At 72.1% G+C, this 15,335-nt stretch carries 11 protein-coding genes; 8 read left to right on the top strand and 3 right to left on the bottom strand.

Translation table 11 applies throughout. From position 1 onward, the window contains the following. The first annotated feature begins 716 nt into the window (after positions 1-716). The gene (locus CP973_RS22460) at positions 717-2,237 is read left to right on the top strand and encodes an alpha/beta fold hydrolase (RefSeq protein WP_167538484.1); all 1,521 of its coding nucleotides are present in this window, start codon (positions 717-719) and stop codon (positions 2,235-2,237) included. Positions 2,238-2,506: 269 nt separating this feature from the next. On the opposite strand, the gene CP973_RS22455 is transcribed toward CP973_RS22460, so the two are convergent. Then, positions 2,507-3,778 (bottom strand): glycoside hydrolase family 18 protein, encoded by a 1,272-nt coding sequence (locus tag CP973_RS22455; RefSeq protein WP_150244288.1) that lies wholly within the window; start codon positions 3,776-3,778, stop codon positions 2,507-2,509. 446 nt (positions 3,779-4,224) lie between these two features. Between CP973_RS22455 and CP973_RS22450 the strand changes: the two genes are divergently transcribed. Continuing rightward, a complete protein-coding gene (locus CP973_RS22450) occupies positions 4,225-5,397 on the top strand; it encodes an acyl-CoA dehydrogenase family protein (protein ID WP_150244286.1) in 1,173 nt (390 codons plus the stop codon). A 42-nt stretch (positions 5,398-5,439) separates the two neighbouring features. Here CP973_RS22450 and CP973_RS22445 read toward each other — a convergent pair whose 3' ends face one another. Then, positions 5,440-6,633: a pyridoxal-phosphate dependent enzyme gene (locus CP973_RS22445; protein WP_150244284.1), complete on the bottom strand. Its 1,194-nt coding sequence runs from the start codon at positions 6,631-6,633 to the stop codon at positions 5,440-5,442. A 304-nt stretch (positions 6,634-6,937) separates the two neighbouring features. Between CP973_RS22445 and CP973_RS22440 the strand changes: the two genes are divergently transcribed. Further along, positions 6,938-8,119: an Rv3169 family protein gene (locus tag CP973_RS22440; RefSeq protein WP_150244282.1), complete on the top strand. Its 1,182-nt coding sequence runs from the start codon at positions 6,938-6,940 to the stop codon at positions 8,117-8,119. Further along, positions 8,116-9,216, top strand: a complete 1,101-nt coding sequence (locus tag CP973_RS22435; RefSeq protein ID WP_150244280.1) for a phosphotransferase family protein — start codon at positions 8,116-8,118, stop codon at positions 9,214-9,216. The genes CP973_RS22440 and CP973_RS22435 overlap by 4 nt, the downstream gene beginning before the upstream one ends. A gap of 16 nt (positions 9,217-9,232) precedes the next feature. Here the strand turns inward: CP973_RS22435 and CP973_RS22430 are convergent, their stop codons facing one another. Next, positions 9,233-9,646, bottom strand: a complete 414-nt coding sequence (locus tag CP973_RS22430) for a hypothetical protein (protein ID WP_150244278.1) — start codon at positions 9,644-9,646, stop codon at positions 9,233-9,235. Positions 9,647-9,863: 217 nt separating this feature from the next. Between CP973_RS22430 and CP973_RS22425 the strand changes: the two genes are divergently transcribed. The 4 genes from CP973_RS22425 (at position 9,864) to CP973_RS22410 (ending at position 15,183) form a co-directional block, all read left to right on the top strand. Then, positions 9,864-10,304, top strand: coding sequence for an Lrp/AsnC family transcriptional regulator (locus CP973_RS22425; RefSeq protein WP_003984197.1), 441 nt, complete (start codon positions 9,864-9,866; stop codon positions 10,302-10,304). Between the two features lie 189 nt (positions 10,305-10,493). Continuing rightward, a complete protein-coding gene (locus tag CP973_RS22420; protein WP_150244276.1) occupies positions 10,494-12,134 on the top strand; it encodes an amidohydrolase in 1,641 nt (546 codons plus the stop codon). A 641-nt stretch (positions 12,135-12,775) separates the two neighbouring features. Further along, on the top strand, positions 12,776-14,428 hold the full coding sequence (gene lnt, locus CP973_RS22415; RefSeq protein ID WP_425282010.1) for an apolipoprotein N-acyltransferase: 1,653 nt from the start codon (positions 12,776-12,778) through the stop codon (positions 14,426-14,428). After that, positions 14,425-15,183 carry a polyprenol monophosphomannose synthase gene (locus CP973_RS22410; RefSeq protein ID WP_150244275.1) on the top strand — a complete coding sequence of 253 codons (759 nt, stop codon included), beginning with the start codon at positions 14,425-14,427 and terminating at the stop codon, positions 15,181-15,183. The genes lnt and CP973_RS22410 overlap by 4 nt, the downstream gene beginning before the upstream one ends. Positions 15,184-15,335: the final 152 nt, after the last annotated feature.

Below are 15,335 nucleotides of genomic sequence, written 5' to 3'. Positions count from 1 at the left end.
GGGCCCGGCCCGGCCGAGGCCGACGCCCCGCCAGGGTGTCGGCCTGGATTCGTGCAGCGGGACAGATCACATCCCGTCTGAGGGTTTCCAGCGGCGGAGCTACAGGCCGCTGTTGTCAGGCCGTTGAGGCCTGCCCGGCGGGTCGTCGTCGGGCCGCCTGCTGACGGCGGAGTCGTGCTTCGCGTCAGGCGCCCGTGCGGCTATCCGCCGGCCGGGCAGAACAATGCCCAGAGTGCCTGCGGCAAGGGTGCCCCCGCAGTCTGAGTCATACAGGAACCCTCGAACGCTCCCCGGGCGTCGGGTCTTTGTCGTCTGCTATTCCCTTTACGGCCCATCATTCTGCGGCGCAGTGCGAAGGGGCGCCCCTCAATCCCCCGTTGAGGTCGCTGCCGTGGTTGGCGTCGCCGCGGAAAAGGAACGGCGGCGGATGTTGCGCGTGCAGCTAGCGTTGGGTCGTGACCTGCGGTGTGCCGTGGTGTCGAGCGCCGGAGTGCCCAGCGCGCTGAAGTGACGCGCGATCGAGCATTGGCCCGCTTGGAGTGCTTGCTTGTCCGCCTGTGAGCGCTTCGTCAGGGCGAGGTGTTATCGACATGCGCGGTGTACGGCATGAGGCGATACTGCAAATGCCGAGCAACCGTGACCGAGTGCTCACTTTGCGTAGTGACGCGTCCGCGCGGTTTTCAGTGAGGCACATCGACGAAGGTTGGGCAGGGCACATGATGACGGCAGCCAGACTTCGCTTCATAATTGGGCGCCCCGTAGCGCTGACCGTTACGGTCGCAACCCTGACCTCGGGTGCGATGCTGACAGCGGGTACTCAGGCCACCGCGGCGACCGGCGATCCCGTCGTCTTCCTCCACGGACTGAACGACGGCCCGGGCGTATGGAAGACCGCGGATCAGTACTTCCACGACAACCACTACGCCGGGAAGATTCACCGGTTTGACTACAGCGGAACGACCCACGACCGCATCCCTGACAACGCAGACCGGTTCTGGGAGTGGATGAAGAAGAACGGCCTCGCCGGGAAGAGGGTGAACCTCGTCGGCCACTCCATGGGCGGACTCGTCGCCCGCAAAGCAGCGCTCGATCACTCGGCGGGCTTCACCGTCGGTTCCCTGGTCACCTTGGCGTCCCCGAACCACGGCTCCCACCAGGCGGACCTATGTCCGAACGTCGCCGCCGGTCTGTGCAACGCGGCTGTTCAGGACATGAAAACCGACTCGCACTTCCTCAAAGCTCTCAACCGCGACACCGAGAAGAAGGCGGCATACGCGCCGGACACCACGCTCACGTACTCGATCGAAGGGGACGAGCAGGTGTCCGCCCACTCGGTCAAGCTGAGCGGTGCCGACAACCGGCACGTGGCCGAGGCTGCCGAGACGGTACGGGGAGGCAGCGCCGTTCACACATCGATCACGCGGAAGAGGCAGGTACTCAAAGACACCTTGGACTTCCTCAACACGGGCAACAACCCCGGCGCCCACCACAAGCTCACCTCCGGCCCGGCACTGCGCAACGCCGACTGCACCATCCACCACTGGACGCATGGAACGGTGCGCTGGGACCTTCCCCGGCACGCCCCCGACGACTTGAAGGCCGAAGTCTGGAAAGACGGCCGGTTGTGGGGCACGGTGCCCGCAAGCGACAAGGGAATCGTGGACCGGCTCCCTTACGGCACGATGAACATCCGCTTCAAAGAGGCCCGATACCACGGGTACACCTCGGCCTACTCCAGCGTCACCTTCGACGCGGGTACGTGGCAGTGCGACTCGACCATCAAGAACGCCAGTCCCACGGTCCATGACTGGCCGGGAAGCGATCCGATCGCAACGGGCAGCACCTACCGGGTGTCCAATAAGCACTTCGGCAATGCGAACATTGATGCCGGGGCCGACGCGAGCCTGATCCATCTGTGGCACAGCAACGGTACCGCGGCCCAGGACTGGAAGCTGATCGACGGTTCCAACGGAAATCACAAATTGCTGAGCAGCAAGGGCACCAACCGCTGTCTCAGCCAGGAAGCAGACCAGTACGTCGGGACCCGTGAATGCGGTGAGAACAGCGCGCAACTGCTGTGGAAGCTGGTACCAGCCGATGGCGGGTCGTTCAGCATCAAGAACGTCGGGAGCGGCGGGCACGTCAATTCGGAGCAGTATTCGTTCGCCGATGGAACCCGCCTACGTGTCTGGGGCAACCACCAAGAGTCCATGAAGTGGGTGTTCCGCCTGAAATAGGGGAGACCGGCACGGCAGGCCTCTGCGATCTTCTGCCGGTGGTTGTCGGCATCCGCGAGGAACTGCCGTGCGTGTGCGTGGATACGGTGACGAGGCCCGGCCCCGCAGTACGGCCCGGGCTTCGTCAGCGCGCGCATCCGCTGCTACCGCACCGCACCGCCCCGACCTGGCCTCTCTCGCAGCGCCGCGGCCTGTCCACCGCCACGAACGGCGACGGACAGGCCGCGGCAGCCCGAACCGGGAGAATCAGCAGGCGATGCCGCGACCGCCTACTTGATGGCCTTGATCAGCTCCCCATTGGCCGTGTCCCCACTCAACTCCCAGAAGAACGTCCCGCCCAGCCCCTGCTGGTTCTTGTACGTCATCTTCGAGCCGATGGTCTCCGGGGTGTCGTAGCTCCACCACTGGTTGCCGCACTTGGCGTATGCCGTGCCGCCGACCTTGCCGGTGGCGGGGCAGCGGGTCTTGAGGATCTTGTAGTCCTCGATGCCGGCCTCGTACTTGCCGGGGGCGGCGCCCGTCGCGGTGCCGCCCGGCGCGTCCTGGGTCACGCCCTGCCAGCCGCGGCCGTAGAAGCCGATGCCCAGCAGGAGCTTGTTGGCGGGGATGCCCATGCCCTTGAGCTTCTTGATGGTGTCGGCGGTGTTGTAGCCGGCCTTCGGGATGCCGTTGTACGCGGTCAGGGGGGAGTGCGGGGCGGTGGGGCCCTTGGCGTCCCAGGCGCCGAAGTAGTCGTACGTCATGGGGTTGTACCAGTCGACGTACTGGGAGGCGCCCTTGTAGTCGGCGGCGTCCAGTTTGCCGCCGGCCGAGGCGTCGGCCGGGATCGCCGCCGTCACCAGCTTGCCGCCGAACTTGGCGCGCAGCGCCCTCAGTACGTTGGTGAGCGCTTCGCGGCCGCTGGTGTCGCAGGTCAGGCCGCAGGCGTTGGGGTACTCCCAGTCGATGTCGATGCCGTCGAACACATCGGCCCAGCGCTTGTCCTGGACCAGGTCCAGGCAGGACTGCGCGAACGCGGCCGGGTTCTTGGCGGCCTCGGCGAAGCCGCCCGACCAGGTCCAGCCGCCGAAGGACCAGATGACCTTCAGGTTCGGGTGGAGCTTCTTGAGTTTGCGCAGCTGGTTGAAGTTGCCGCGCAGCGCGCCCGCGTCCCAGGTGTCGGCCTTGCCGTCGACGCTCTGGTCCGCGGTGTAGGCCTTGTCGTAGTCGGCGTAGGCGTCACCGATGGTGCACTTGCCGCCCTGGACGTTGCCGAAGGCGTAGTTGATGTGGGTGAGCTTGTCGGCCGAGCCGGACGTCTGGATGTTCTTGACGTGGTAATTGCGGTCGTAGACGCCCCAGTTGGTGAAGTAGCCGACCACCTTGTTCCCGGCCGCGGCCTGGGTGCCGGCGGGGGCGGAGGCCGCTGTGGGGGCGGCGGAGGCGGCGGGGTCCGCGGCGGCCGTGCCGGCGAACAGGGTGCCGGCCAGGGCCGCGGTACACAGCGCGGTGGTGGCGGCGGTCATCCGGCGCGGCGAGCGCGTACGGAGCGTTCTGGACATGTCGTCTCCTCGGAGGGGGGTCGAGGTGGAGCGAACGGAAAACGCGTTCCGAATTGGCATGGACGCGTTGAGCGTTGCGGGGAAAGGTAGAAGGACTAGACCAGTGTGGTCAATGGTTTGGACCAATTTCCTGTCGCGTACAGCTTCCCGTCGCCGCGGCGGTCCGGCTGCCGTGCCGGGTGGGGCGGGGGTGCGGTGGAGGGCGCAGGCGGTGCCCGGGCTTCCGGCGCCGATGGTGACGAAGTCGGCGTGGACCCCGGACGAGATGCAGGTCAACCCGTGACGTGGCGCTGCCGATCGGGCATACTCCTAGCGCCACAGCTGCAGGTCACCGCCTTCCGCGACCCGGTGCGCGATCATCTGCTGAGCACTGTGTGATCAACCGGCGGCGCCGCCTCGACCCTCGGGTGTGCCGTCGCAGCGCCCGACAGGGAGGAGAGCGCCGCATGACCGAGTACGGACCCCGGCCGGTGGACCGCAGGCTGCCCACGGAGGAGGCCCGCGATCTGCTGACGCTGGTACGGGATCTCGTCGAGCGTGAGATCAAGCCGACCGCCGCCGAGCAGGAGGAGGCGGGACGTTTCCCCCGGGAGACCTTCACGCTGCTCTCCGGATCCGGGCTGCTCTCCCTCCCGTACAGCGAGGAGTTCGGCGGTGGTGACCAGCCGTACGAGGTCTACCTCCAGGTGCTGGAGGAACTGGCGGCCGCCCGGCTGACCGTGGGCCTGGGCGTCAGCGTGCACACCCTCGCCTGCCACGCGACGGCCGAGTTCGGTACGAAGGAGCAGCGCGCCACGCACCTGCCCGCCATGCTGGGCGGTGGCCTGCTCGGCGCCTACTGCCTCTCGGAGCCCTCCTCCGGTTCCGATGCCGCCTCGTTGACCACCCGCGCGGTCCGCGACGGGGACGTCTGGACGCTGGACGGCACCAAGGCGTGGATCACCCACGGCGGCGTCGCCGACTTCTACACGGTGCTCGCCCGCACGGGAGACAAGGGACCGCGCGGCATCACGGCCTTCCTGGTGCCGGGCGACGCGGACGGCCTGACCGCCGCGGCGCCCGAGCGCAAGATGGGCATGAAGGGCTCGCCCACGGCCCAGCTGCACTTCGACGGTGTGCGGGTGTCCGACGCCCGCCGGATCGGGGAGGAGGGCCAGGGCTTCGCGATCGCCCTGTCGGCCCTGGACTCGGGGCGCCTCGGCATCGCCGCCTGCGCGATCGGCGTCGCCCAGGCCGCTCTGGACGAGGCGCTGGCGTACACCGCCTCCCGGCAGCAGTTCGGCCGCCCGATCGCCGACTTCCAGGGCCTGCGCTTCATGATCGCCGACATGGCGACCCAGATCGAGGCGGGCCGCTCGCTCTATCTGACCGCCGCCCGGCTGCGGGATGCCGGCCTGCCGTTCGCCAAGGAGGCGGCGATGGCCAAGCTGTTCTGCACCGACACCGCGATGCGGGTCACCACCGACGCCGTCCAGCTCCTCGGCGGGTACGGCTACACCCTCGACTTCCCGGCCGAGCGCTATATGCGCGAGGCCAAGGTCCTCCAGATCGTCGAGGGCACCAACCAGATCCAGCGCATGGTCATCGCGCGCCACCTGGCGGGACCGGAGTCCCGCTGACCGGCGCGGGGCGGCGGGCGGGGTGCCGTCCGCCGCCGCTGCTCAGCCCGCCGCCGGGCCCAGCCCCTTCATGCCCGTCGCCGTACCGATCGCCACCACCAGCTCCGGCCGCTCGCGCAGCACGCGGCGGGCCACGGACACCGCGACGGCGGACGACGCCTCCAGCAGCAGGCCCTGCTGGGCGAGGCGGTGCTGTTCGGCCAGGAACTCCTTCTCCGCCACCGCGACGGCCGTGCCGCCGGACCGCCACAGCGCGTCCAGCCCCTGCCAGCACGGGCTGTTCTCGCCGAGCGAGAAGGCGGCGGTGGGGCGGCTCTCCACCCGCGTACGCTCCTGGGCCGCGCGGTCGGCGTGGCGCAGCGCGGCGGTGAAGGGGGCCGCCCCGGCGGGTTCGGCGGCGATCATGCGCGGCGCCGCGGAGACCAGGCCGGCCGCGGCCAGCTCGCGGAAGCCGCGCTCGATCCCGGCCAGCAGGTCCGCGCGGCTGGTCGGCACGACCACCGCGCCGATCCGGCGCCCCGCGAAGTCCCGCGCCAGCTCGTAGGCGACCGACTTGTAGCCCTCGTTGGCGTACGGGTTCCCGCCCGGTGACGGCGCGGAGTAGCTGGTCAGGGGATACCAGCCGTGTTCCGCGACGGCCCGCGCCATCGCTGCGTTGCGCTCCGGGAAACCGCCCGCGCACCGCACCTGCTCGGCGCCCAGCAGATCGATCTGCGCGGCCAGCGCCGGCGGCACGTTCTCGGTGGTGAAGACCACGCACCGCAGCCCGGCCCGGCCCGCGTAGGCGGCTGCCGCCGCGCCCGCGTTGCCGGACGACGCGGCGCACACCGTGTCGGCGCCGGTCTCCACCGCCGCGGCCACGCCCACCGCCATCGCCCGGTCCTTGTGTGAGCCGGTCGGGTTGCCGCCCTCGTACTTGACCCACAACTCGCTGCCGCACTCGGGCGCGCGCCCGTCGCCGAGCGCGGCCGGATCGGTGCGCAGCCGTATGTTCGGTGTGCCGCCCTCGCCGAGCGTCACCGGCGGGCCGCTGACCGGCAGTGTCTCCGGCCAGCCCCACGGGCCGCCCGGATATCCGGCCAGTTCCAGGCCGTCCAGGTCGGCGAGCGGCGGCAGCGCGTTGACGCCGATCCCGTCCGCCGCGCACCGGGGGCAGCCGGCGAAGCCCCCGACCTCCAGGCCGCAGCGCAGGCAGTGCAGGCCGCTCGGGTCCGGTACGGAGCTTGCCGTCGTCATGGTGTCCCCTCGTTCCGTCGCCGCCGCGTCGCCGGCGTGCGTGATGACCTTCGTGCCCACACTCTACGGTGCCGTGTACGCCGTACAGCGGAGCCGGGCCGCCGCGCCCGTGCCCTTCGTCGGGCGGGGGAGCGGTGCCGGGGCGGTGCGGGAGCCCTTCACGTCCGCGGGCGGGTACGGCTATGGTCCCGCGCATACACCTGACGTACCGTCAAGTCCTGGCCCGGAAACGGCCGTACGGTGGCGGGCCCGCGGACGCCGCGGCCACCGGACCGTACCCGCCCGCGCGTCCAGGAGGTGTCCCGTGACCGACCGCCCGATCGCGCTCGACGAATACCCGATCCACCAAGTGCCGCTGTCCATGCGGCACGTCGCCACCGGCGACCGCAACGCCTACGACCGCTGCATCTTCCACGTAATGGACCACACCGGCCGCGCGCTGCTCATCGCCGGCCTCGGCGTCTACCCCAACACCGGTGTCATCGACGCCTACGCCACGCTCCGCCTCGGTGACCGCCTGCACGCCGTACGCGCCTCCGACGCGCTGGGCGACGACCGCCTCGCGCTCACCGTCGGCCCGCTCTCCATCACCGTCGACCGGCCCCTGGAACGGCTCCGGCTGCGCTGCGCCGCCGACCCGGCCGACCCCGGCGGACTCTCCTACGACCTCGAATGGCACGCCGCCTTCCCCGCCGTCTGGGAACCGCACCACACCCAGTACCGCGGCGGGCGGCTCACCCTGGAGGGCCGCCGCTTCGTCCAGGCCGGCACCTGCGTCGGCACCGTACGGGCCGCCGGTACGGAACTGGCCGTCACGGCGGGGGAGTGGACCGGCACCCGCGACCGCAGCTGGGGTGTGCGCCCGATCCCCGGCGAGGACGGCGGGCGCGCCGCCGAGGAGGCGCGGCCCGAGGGCTTTCACTGGATCTGGTGCCCGGTCCGCTTCGACGACCGCTTCGTGATGGTCATCGTCCAGGAGGACGCCGACGGGCACCGTACGCTCAACGAGGCGCTGCTCGTGCGCGACGGGGTCCCCGACGTCCAACTCGGCTGGCCCTACGCCGACATCACCTACCGGGCGGGAACCCGGCAGCCCGAGCGGGCCGTGCTGCACCTCACCGACCCGGCCCGCAAGCCCCTCGAACTCGCCGCCGAGGTTCTCACCTCCTCCCCGCTGGCCGTCGGCGCGGGCTATCCGCCCGCCAACGACTGGCAGCACGGCACCTGGCGCGGACGAGGCTGGACCGACCGCCGCACCTACGACCTCGGCGACCCCGCCGCCCATCCGCTCGCCGCCTACGGCGTCACCGACCACGCGGCCCGCTTCACCCTCGAAGGCCGCACCGGCTACGGGATCTTCGAGCACGGCAGCTTCGGCCGCCACGATCCCAGCGGCTTCACCGGTCACGGCGACACGGCACCGGCCCGGCCGGCCGCTCCGCAGCACCGGCCGGCCACCCCGCGGCCGCGCGAGGAACGGCCATGAGCGGCACACCCCGGCCCCGCACCACCACCCGCGACCCCGGGGAACTCGCCCGGCGCCTGTCCGCCTGGCTGAGCACCCGCCTGCCCGGCGCGCGGGCGGTCGCCCCGACCGTCCCCGCCTCCAACGGCATGTCCAGCGAAACCCTGCTCTTCGACATCGACCACCCCCGTCCGCCCGTCCGCTCCTGCGCGCTGCGCCTCGCCGCCGACCCCGCCGCTTACACGGTATTCCCCACCTATGACATGGCCCGTCAGTACCGGACGATGCGCCTGGTCGCCGAGCACACGGACGTGCCGGTGCCGCGCACCCTCTGGCTCGAAGAGGACCCGGCGCCGCTGGGCGCGCCGTTCTTCGTGATGGAGCGCGTGGAGGGCCGCGTGCCGCCGGACGTCATGCCGTACACGTACGAAGGGAGTTGGCTGCACGCCGCCACCCACGCGGAGCGTGCCGCACTGGAGGCCGACACGGTCTCGGTGCTCGCCCGGATCCATGACCAAGTGCCCGCCGAGGAGGCGCGGTTCCTCGCTCTGCCGGGCCGCGGGAGCGCGCTGCGGCGGCATGTGGCGGCCCAACGGGCGTACTACGACTGGGTCGTCGCGGGGCGCGATCCGTCACCGCTGATCGAGCGCGGTTTCGCCTGGCTGGCGGATCATTGGCCACCGGAGGCCGACGACTCCGACGACACCGTGCTGACCTGGGGCGACGCCCGCATCGGCAATATCGTTTACGACGGCTTCCGGCCCGCGGCCGTACTGGACTGGGAAATGGCCGTCCCCGGTCCGCGCGAACTCGACCTGGGCTGGATGATCTACCTCCACCGGTTCTTCCAGGACCTGGCGGTGAGCGGCGGGCAGCAGGGCCTGCCGGACCTCCTGCGCCGCGACCGCGTCGAGGAACGCTACGCCCGGCTCACCGGCCACACACCGCGCGCGATGGACTTCCACACCCTTTACGCGGCCCTGCGGCACGCCGTCGTCATGCTGCGCGTGGCCTACCGGCGGGTCCACTTCGGCGAGGTGCCCGCGCCGGCCGACCCGGACGCACTGATCCTGCACCGGGCCGCGCTGGAGGCGATGATCGAGGGCCGCTACTGGTGAAGGGCGCCGCCGGGATTCAGGGCCGGCGCATCCGCGGCACCCGCGTCGGACGCGTGGCCTCGCCGCCCACGTGCGAGAACGGCTGCCGGCGCCAGTCCAGGCCCTCCGGGAGGGTCAGCAGCACCGCGGTGTCCCGCTCCTGGGCCCGGAGCGAGTCGTCCGTCGCGGACGCGTCGGACACCGGCCGTCCGGAGCCCTCGCACACGGTCAGGCAGAAGGGGTTCCAGGGTGTGGGGCACAGCGCGTGCTCGGGGAGGACGTCCTCCTCCGCCAGCAGCGCGATCGGCTGGGCGCAGTCCGGGCACGTCACCCGGAAGATCTCCATGGTCTCGAAGGAGTCGTCGAGCTCGTCCTCGATGGCGAAGCCGAGACTGTCGCCCTCCTGGGCGTCGTGGCTGAGCGGCGCGGAATCGGTCTTCTGACGTCGCATGATGTTGTTCCCCCTCGGGTGGGCCGCGCGGGCCGCCGGCTTCCTGTGACGGGCGGCTCCGGCCAACAGCAGCAATTCCCCCCATGCCCCGCGCATAATCGCCGAGTCCTGAGGGATACGGGGTCACGCGTGTGGCATTGGTCACACACCCGGCGCGAGCGTGTCCACGATCCGGCGTACGGTGCGCACGCGCGCCCGAGCACAGTAGGTTGATCGCGTGGAGGAGCTGGACCGACAAATCGTGGAGCTGCTCGTCAAGGACGGGCGGATGAGCTACACCGACCTGGGCAAGGCCACCGGCCTGTCGACCTCGGCGGTGCACCAGCGGGTGCGCCGCCTGGAACAGCGCGGTGTGATCCGCGGCTATGCCGCGATCGTGGACCCGGAGGCGGTGGGGCTGCCGCTCACCGCCTTCATCTCGGTGAAACCCTTCGACCCCAGCGCTCCGGACGACATCGCCGACCGCCTGGCCGAGGTGCCCGAGCTGGAGGCGTGCCACAGCGTGGCCGGTGACGAGAACTACATCCTCAAGGTGCGGGTGGCCACGCCCCTTGAGCTGGAGCACCTGCTGACCCGTATCCGCACGCTGGCCGGGGTCTCCACGCGCACCACGGTCGTGCTGTCCACGCCGTACGAGGCCCGGCCGCCCCGCATCTGACGGCGCCGGGGCGCGCCCGCGGGTGACGGGGCGCGGGGGGCGGTCCGGAGCGCGTGGAGGCGCCGCGGCGCACGTAGGGAGGTGCGGCGCGCGGAGGTGGTGCGCGCTACTCCCGCAGGCCGGCGCACCCGTGGCAAGATCCCGACCCCGCGTGCGGGGCGGCCGCGCCCAGGGGTCAAACTGTCCGCTATGAGTGAGCGCACCCCCGACCCGGCCCGGCCCCGTACCGTCCTGCTGCGCGGCGGGGAGGTGCACAGCCCCGCCGACCCCTTCGCCACCGCCATGGTGGTCGAGGGCGACAGCATCGCCTGGGTCGGCGAGGAGGGCGCCGCCGACTCCTTCGCCGACGGCGTGGACGAGGTCGTCCACCTCGACGGCGCACTCGTCACCCCGGCGTTCACGGACGCACATGTGCACACCACGGCCACCGGCCTCGCGCTCACCGGCCTGGACCTGTCCGGCGCCCGGACGCTCCCCGACGCGCTGGCCCGCGTACGGGAGCACGCCGCGGCCCGCCCGGCGGACCGGGTCCTGCTGGGGCACGGCTGGGACGCCACCGCCTGGCCCGAGGGCCGGCCGCCGTCCCGCGCCGAACTGGACGCCGCCACCGGCGGCCGCCCGCTCTACCTGACCCGCGTCGACGTGCACTCCGCGGTCGTCACCACCGCCCTGCTCGACCTCGTACCCGGCGTCCGCGACCTGCCCGGATTCCACGCCGAGCAGCCGCTGACGGGGGACGCGCACCACGCCGTACGCGAGGCCGCGCACGCCACCGTCGCCCCCGCCCAGCGCGACGCCGCCCAGGCCGCGGCGCTCGCACACGCCGCGTCGCTGGGCATCGGCACCCTCCACGAGTGCGCCGGACCCGACATCTCCAGCGAGGACGACCTCACCGCCCTGCTGGCCCGGGCCGCGCGCGAACCCGGCCCGCGCGTCGTCGGCTACTGGGCGGAGATCGTCACCAATGCGAAGGACGCCGACCGGATCCGGGCGCTCGGCGCCATCGGCGCGGCCGGCGACCTGTTCGCCGACGGCTCCCTCGGCTCGCACACCGCCCATCTGCACGCGCCGTACGCCGACGCGGACCACACCGGAACCGCCCACTTGGACGCCGACGCCGTCGCGGCCCACGTGGCGGCCTGCACCGAGGCCGGGCTCCAGGCCGGGTTCCACGCCATCGGCGACGCCGCGCTGACCGCCGTCACCGACGGCGTACGCGCCGCGGCCGACCGCGTCGGCCCGGCCCGCGTCCGGGCCGCCCGGCACCGTGTCGAGCACGCCGAGATGCTCACCGAGGCCACCGTCGCCGCGTTCGCCGAATTCGCGCTGACCGCCTCCGTACAGCCCGCCTTCGACGCGGCCTGGGGCGGCGACGACGGCATGTACGCCGCCCGCCTCGGCGCCGAGCGCGCCCGCACCCTCAACCCGTACGCCGCCCTGCTGCGCGCCGGCGTGCCGCTCGCCCTCGGCTCCGACAGCCCCGTCACCCCGCTGGACCCGTGGGGCACCCTGCGCGCCGCCGTCTTCCACCGCACCCGCGGGCACGGCATCTCCGCGCGCGCCGCGTTCACCGCGCACACCCGTGGCGGCTGGCGCGCCATCGGCCGCGACGACGCGGGCGTCCTGGCGCCCGGCGCGCCCGCCGACTACGCGGTCTGGCGCACCGGCGACCTCGTCGTCCAGGCCCCCGACGAGCGCGTCGAACGCTGGTCCACCGACCCCCGCTCCGGCACCCCGGGGCTGCCCGACCTCACGCCCGGCCGGGACCTGCCGGTATGCCTGCGGACGGTGGTCGGCGGTCGCACGGTGTACGGACGGCCGAACGAGTGACTTCACGGGGGCGCGTGCCACGGCGGAACGCGCCCGAGGGCGCCCGCCCCACCTGGGAGAGCGGGCGCCGGCCTGGGGCGACGCGAAAACCACGCAGGCCGGGCAACTGTTGACAGCAGACGGTCGGCGGCCGGTAGGTTCGGCCGAGTCCACCACAGGACGTCAGACCGGGAGACCTCCGCGCGGTCGTCGAACGCAACTGGGCCATGGGACGGGGTGCCGCACCGGCACACCGCCACTGGGAGCCAGGTCCAGCCCCTGCGGCACGGGGACGACGGAAGGTTTCGGCCGGATGGGGGTCCCTCCCTGCTCGTCGAGAGCCAGGGGGAAGGTGCGACCCGGGTGGGGCCCGGTTGCTCAGTAGACAACGGCTTTCGGTCGACCCGCAGCCAGCGGGTCCCAGGTCGGCCCGAAGGGCGCCGGGCCCCGATCCGCAGCGCACGGTGGTGCGCCCCGACCCGTGCCGCCCGCCGACGCGCCCCCTGGGGCGCGCGTTTCGCGCCGTACGGCGGCGCCGCGGTTCCCGGCCACGTACGCCTGGCGACGGAGCTTATACCCGCACGCACCCCCGGTCCGCAATTCCACGGCCCCGATGTACGGTCTGCTGCACACCACCGCACGACCTGCAAGGAAGGCCGACCGTGCCCGACACCACCGCACGACCTGCAAGAAAGGCCGGGACCGTGCCATCGGGCACCGACACCGACGCACCGGCGCGGCCCGGACGCGGCCGCCGGTTCGCGGCGCTGGTCCGCCGCGAGGCGCCGCGGACGGGACTCGCCGTCCTCGGCGGCCTCGCCCTCGCGCTGGCCTTCCCGCCGTACGACCTGTGGCCGCTGTCCCTCGTCGGCGTCGCGGCCCTCGGTCTGCTCACCCGTGGCCGGACGGCCCGTCAGGGCGCCTGGACCGGCCTCGCGTTCGGGTTGCCCTTCTTCTTCCTGCTGCTGAAGTGGCTGCACGTCGTCGGCTGGGACGCGGTGTTCGGGCTGGCCCTGGTGCAGGCGCTGTACGTGGCGCTGCTGGGCGCGGGTCTTGCCCGTACCTCCCGTCTGAAGTACGGGCCGCTGTGGGCCGCCTGTCTGTGGGTCACCGAGGAGTGGGCGCGCGACCGCGTCCCCTTCGGCGGCTTCCCGTGGGGGCGGCTCGCCTTCGCCAACACCGGCTCCCCCTTCACCCCGCTCGCGGCCCTGGGCGGAGCGCCGCTGGTGACCTTCGCCGTCGCTCTCAGCGGCGCGCTGCTGGCCGCCGCGGCCGTCGTCCTGTGGCGGCTGCGCGGGAAGGGGAAGTCGGTGCGGGCGGCGCTGCCCGCCGTGGAGGCGGTCGGCCTGGCCGCCGCGGTCACGGTGTCCGGACTGCTGGTGCCGGTGCACACCGACGCGGACGAGAGCGTCGACATCGCCATCGTGCAGGGCAATGTGCAAAAGCCCGGCATGGACTTCCTCGGCCGCCCGATGATGATCCTGAACAACCACGCCACGGCGACGGAGCAGCTGGCCGCCGACGTGAAGGCGGGCAAGGCGAAGAAGCCCGACCTGGTGATCTGGCCCGAGAACTCCTCCGACCTGGACCCGTACCGCTACCCGCAGGCGTACGACCGCATCGACGAGGCGGTCAGGGCGATCGGCGTGCCGGTCCTCGTCGGTGCCCTCGTCGACCACCCGGACAAGCGCGGCTATGTCTTCAACCAGGGCATCGTGTGGGACCCGGTGAAGGGCCCCGGCACCTCGTACACCAAGCAGCACCCGGTGCCGTTCGGCGAGTACGTGCCCTTCCGCGAGCAGCTCAGCAAGGTCATCACCCGTTTCCAGCGGGTGCCGCGCGACTTCTACCCCGGTGACCACACCGGGGTGCTCGCCGTCGGCCCCGCCCGGCTCGGCGACGTCATCTGCTTCGAGGTCGCCTACGACGAGATCGTGCACGACACGGTGAACGCGGGCGCCCGCGCGCTCGTCGTACAGACCAACAACGCCACCTACGGCCGCACCGGACAGCCCGAGCAGCAGCTGGCCATGTCCAAACTGCGCGCCGTCGAACACGGCCGTGCCGTCGTCACGGCGGCCACCAGCGGGATCAGCGCGGTGGTGGCCCCGGACGGTACGGTCACCCACAAGATCCCGGAGTTCACCCAGGGAGTGTTGCGGGCGAGCATCCCGCTGCGGGACGAAAAGACCGTGGCCGACCGCGTCGGTGCCGTTCCCGAGTGGGTGCTCGCTATCGTGGGACTTCTGTCCTGCGTCGCCGCGGCAGTCGTGGGCCGGCGCGGGCGTGGCAAGGACGAGAAGGGGCAGCAGTGACAGACGGCGGTCAGCGGAAGTACGGTCCGCTCGGGACCACCTTGGTGATCATTCCGACGTACAACGAGGCGGAGAACATCGGGCCGATCGTCTCGCGGGTGCGGTCCGCCGTGCCGGAGGCCCACATCCTCGTCGCGGACGACAACAGCCCGGACGGAACGGGCAAGATCGCCGACGAGCTGGCGGCGGCGGACGACCACGTCCAGGTGCTGCACCGCAAGGGCAAGGAAGGGCTCGGCGCCGCCTACCTGGCGGGCTTCCGGTGGGGCATCGAGCACGGCTTCGGCGTCCTGGTGGAGATGGACGCGGACGGCTCGCACCGCCCCGAGGAGCTGCCGCGGCTGCTCACCGCCCTCAAGGGCGCCGACCTCGTGCTCGGCTCCCGCTGGGTCCCCGGCGGCCGGGTGGTCAACTGGCCCAAGCACCGCGAGTACCTCTCGCGCGGCGGCAGCACGTACTGCCGCGCCATGCTGGACGTGCCGCTGCGCGACGTCACCGGCGGCTACCGGGCCTTCCGCAAGGAGACGCTGGAGGGGCTGGGTCTGGACGAGGTCGCCTCGCAGGGCTACTGCTTCCAGGTCGACCTGGCCCGCCGTGCCGTCGAGGGCGGCTTCCACGTGGTCGAGGTCCCGATCACCTTCGTCGAGCGCGAGCGCGGCGACAGCAAGATGAGCAAGGACATCGTCGTCGAGGCCCTGTGGCGGGTCACCGGCTGGGGCGTCGGCTCCCGGGTCAACAAGCTGCGCGGACGCTGAGGGGCGGCGGGGGCCACCGGGCCCCCGCCCATCGCCGCCGGCCCGGACCGGCGGCTCGGGTGCTCCGGACGTTCGCGGAAGCACACGCTAGGCCGGTCGGGCGGAGTGCCGGGGCCCGGCCGGTGATCGTCGCGGGGCCGAGTTTTGCGGTC

The organism is Streptomyces albofaciens JCM 4342 (assembly GCF_008634025.1).
Taxonomy (GTDB): Bacteria; Actinomycetota; Actinomycetes; order Streptomycetales; family Streptomycetaceae; genus Streptomyces; species Streptomyces albofaciens.
Note: the sequence above shows the minus strand (reverse complement) of the source record. Positions and strands in the feature narration are given on the sequence as shown.

Coding starts and splice junctions, on each gene's coding strand:
- CP973_RS22435 (WP_150244280.1), top strand. CDS start 8,116: ATGAGCGGCACACCCCGGCCCCGCACCACCACCCGCGACCCCGGGGAA.
- CP973_RS22445 (WP_150244284.1), bottom strand. CDS start 6,633: ATGACGACGGCAAGCTCCGTACCGGACCCGAGCGGCCTGCACTGCCTG.
- CP973_RS22430 (WP_150244278.1), bottom strand. CDS start 9,646: ATGCGACGTCAGAAGACCGATTCCGCGCCGCTCAGCCACGACGCCCAG.
- CP973_RS22450 (WP_150244286.1), top strand. CDS start 4,225: ATGACCGAGTACGGACCCCGGCCGGTGGACCGCAGGCTGCCCACGGAG.
- CP973_RS22460 (WP_167538484.1), top strand. CDS start 717: ATGATGACGGCAGCCAGACTTCGCTTCATAATTGGGCGCCCCGTAGCG.
- CP973_RS22420 (WP_150244276.1), top strand. CDS start 10,494: ATGAGTGAGCGCACCCCCGACCCGGCCCGGCCCCGTACCGTCCTGCTG.
- CP973_RS22455 (WP_150244288.1), bottom strand. CDS start 3,778: ATGTCCAGAACGCTCCGTACGCGCTCGCCGCGCCGGATGACCGCCGCC.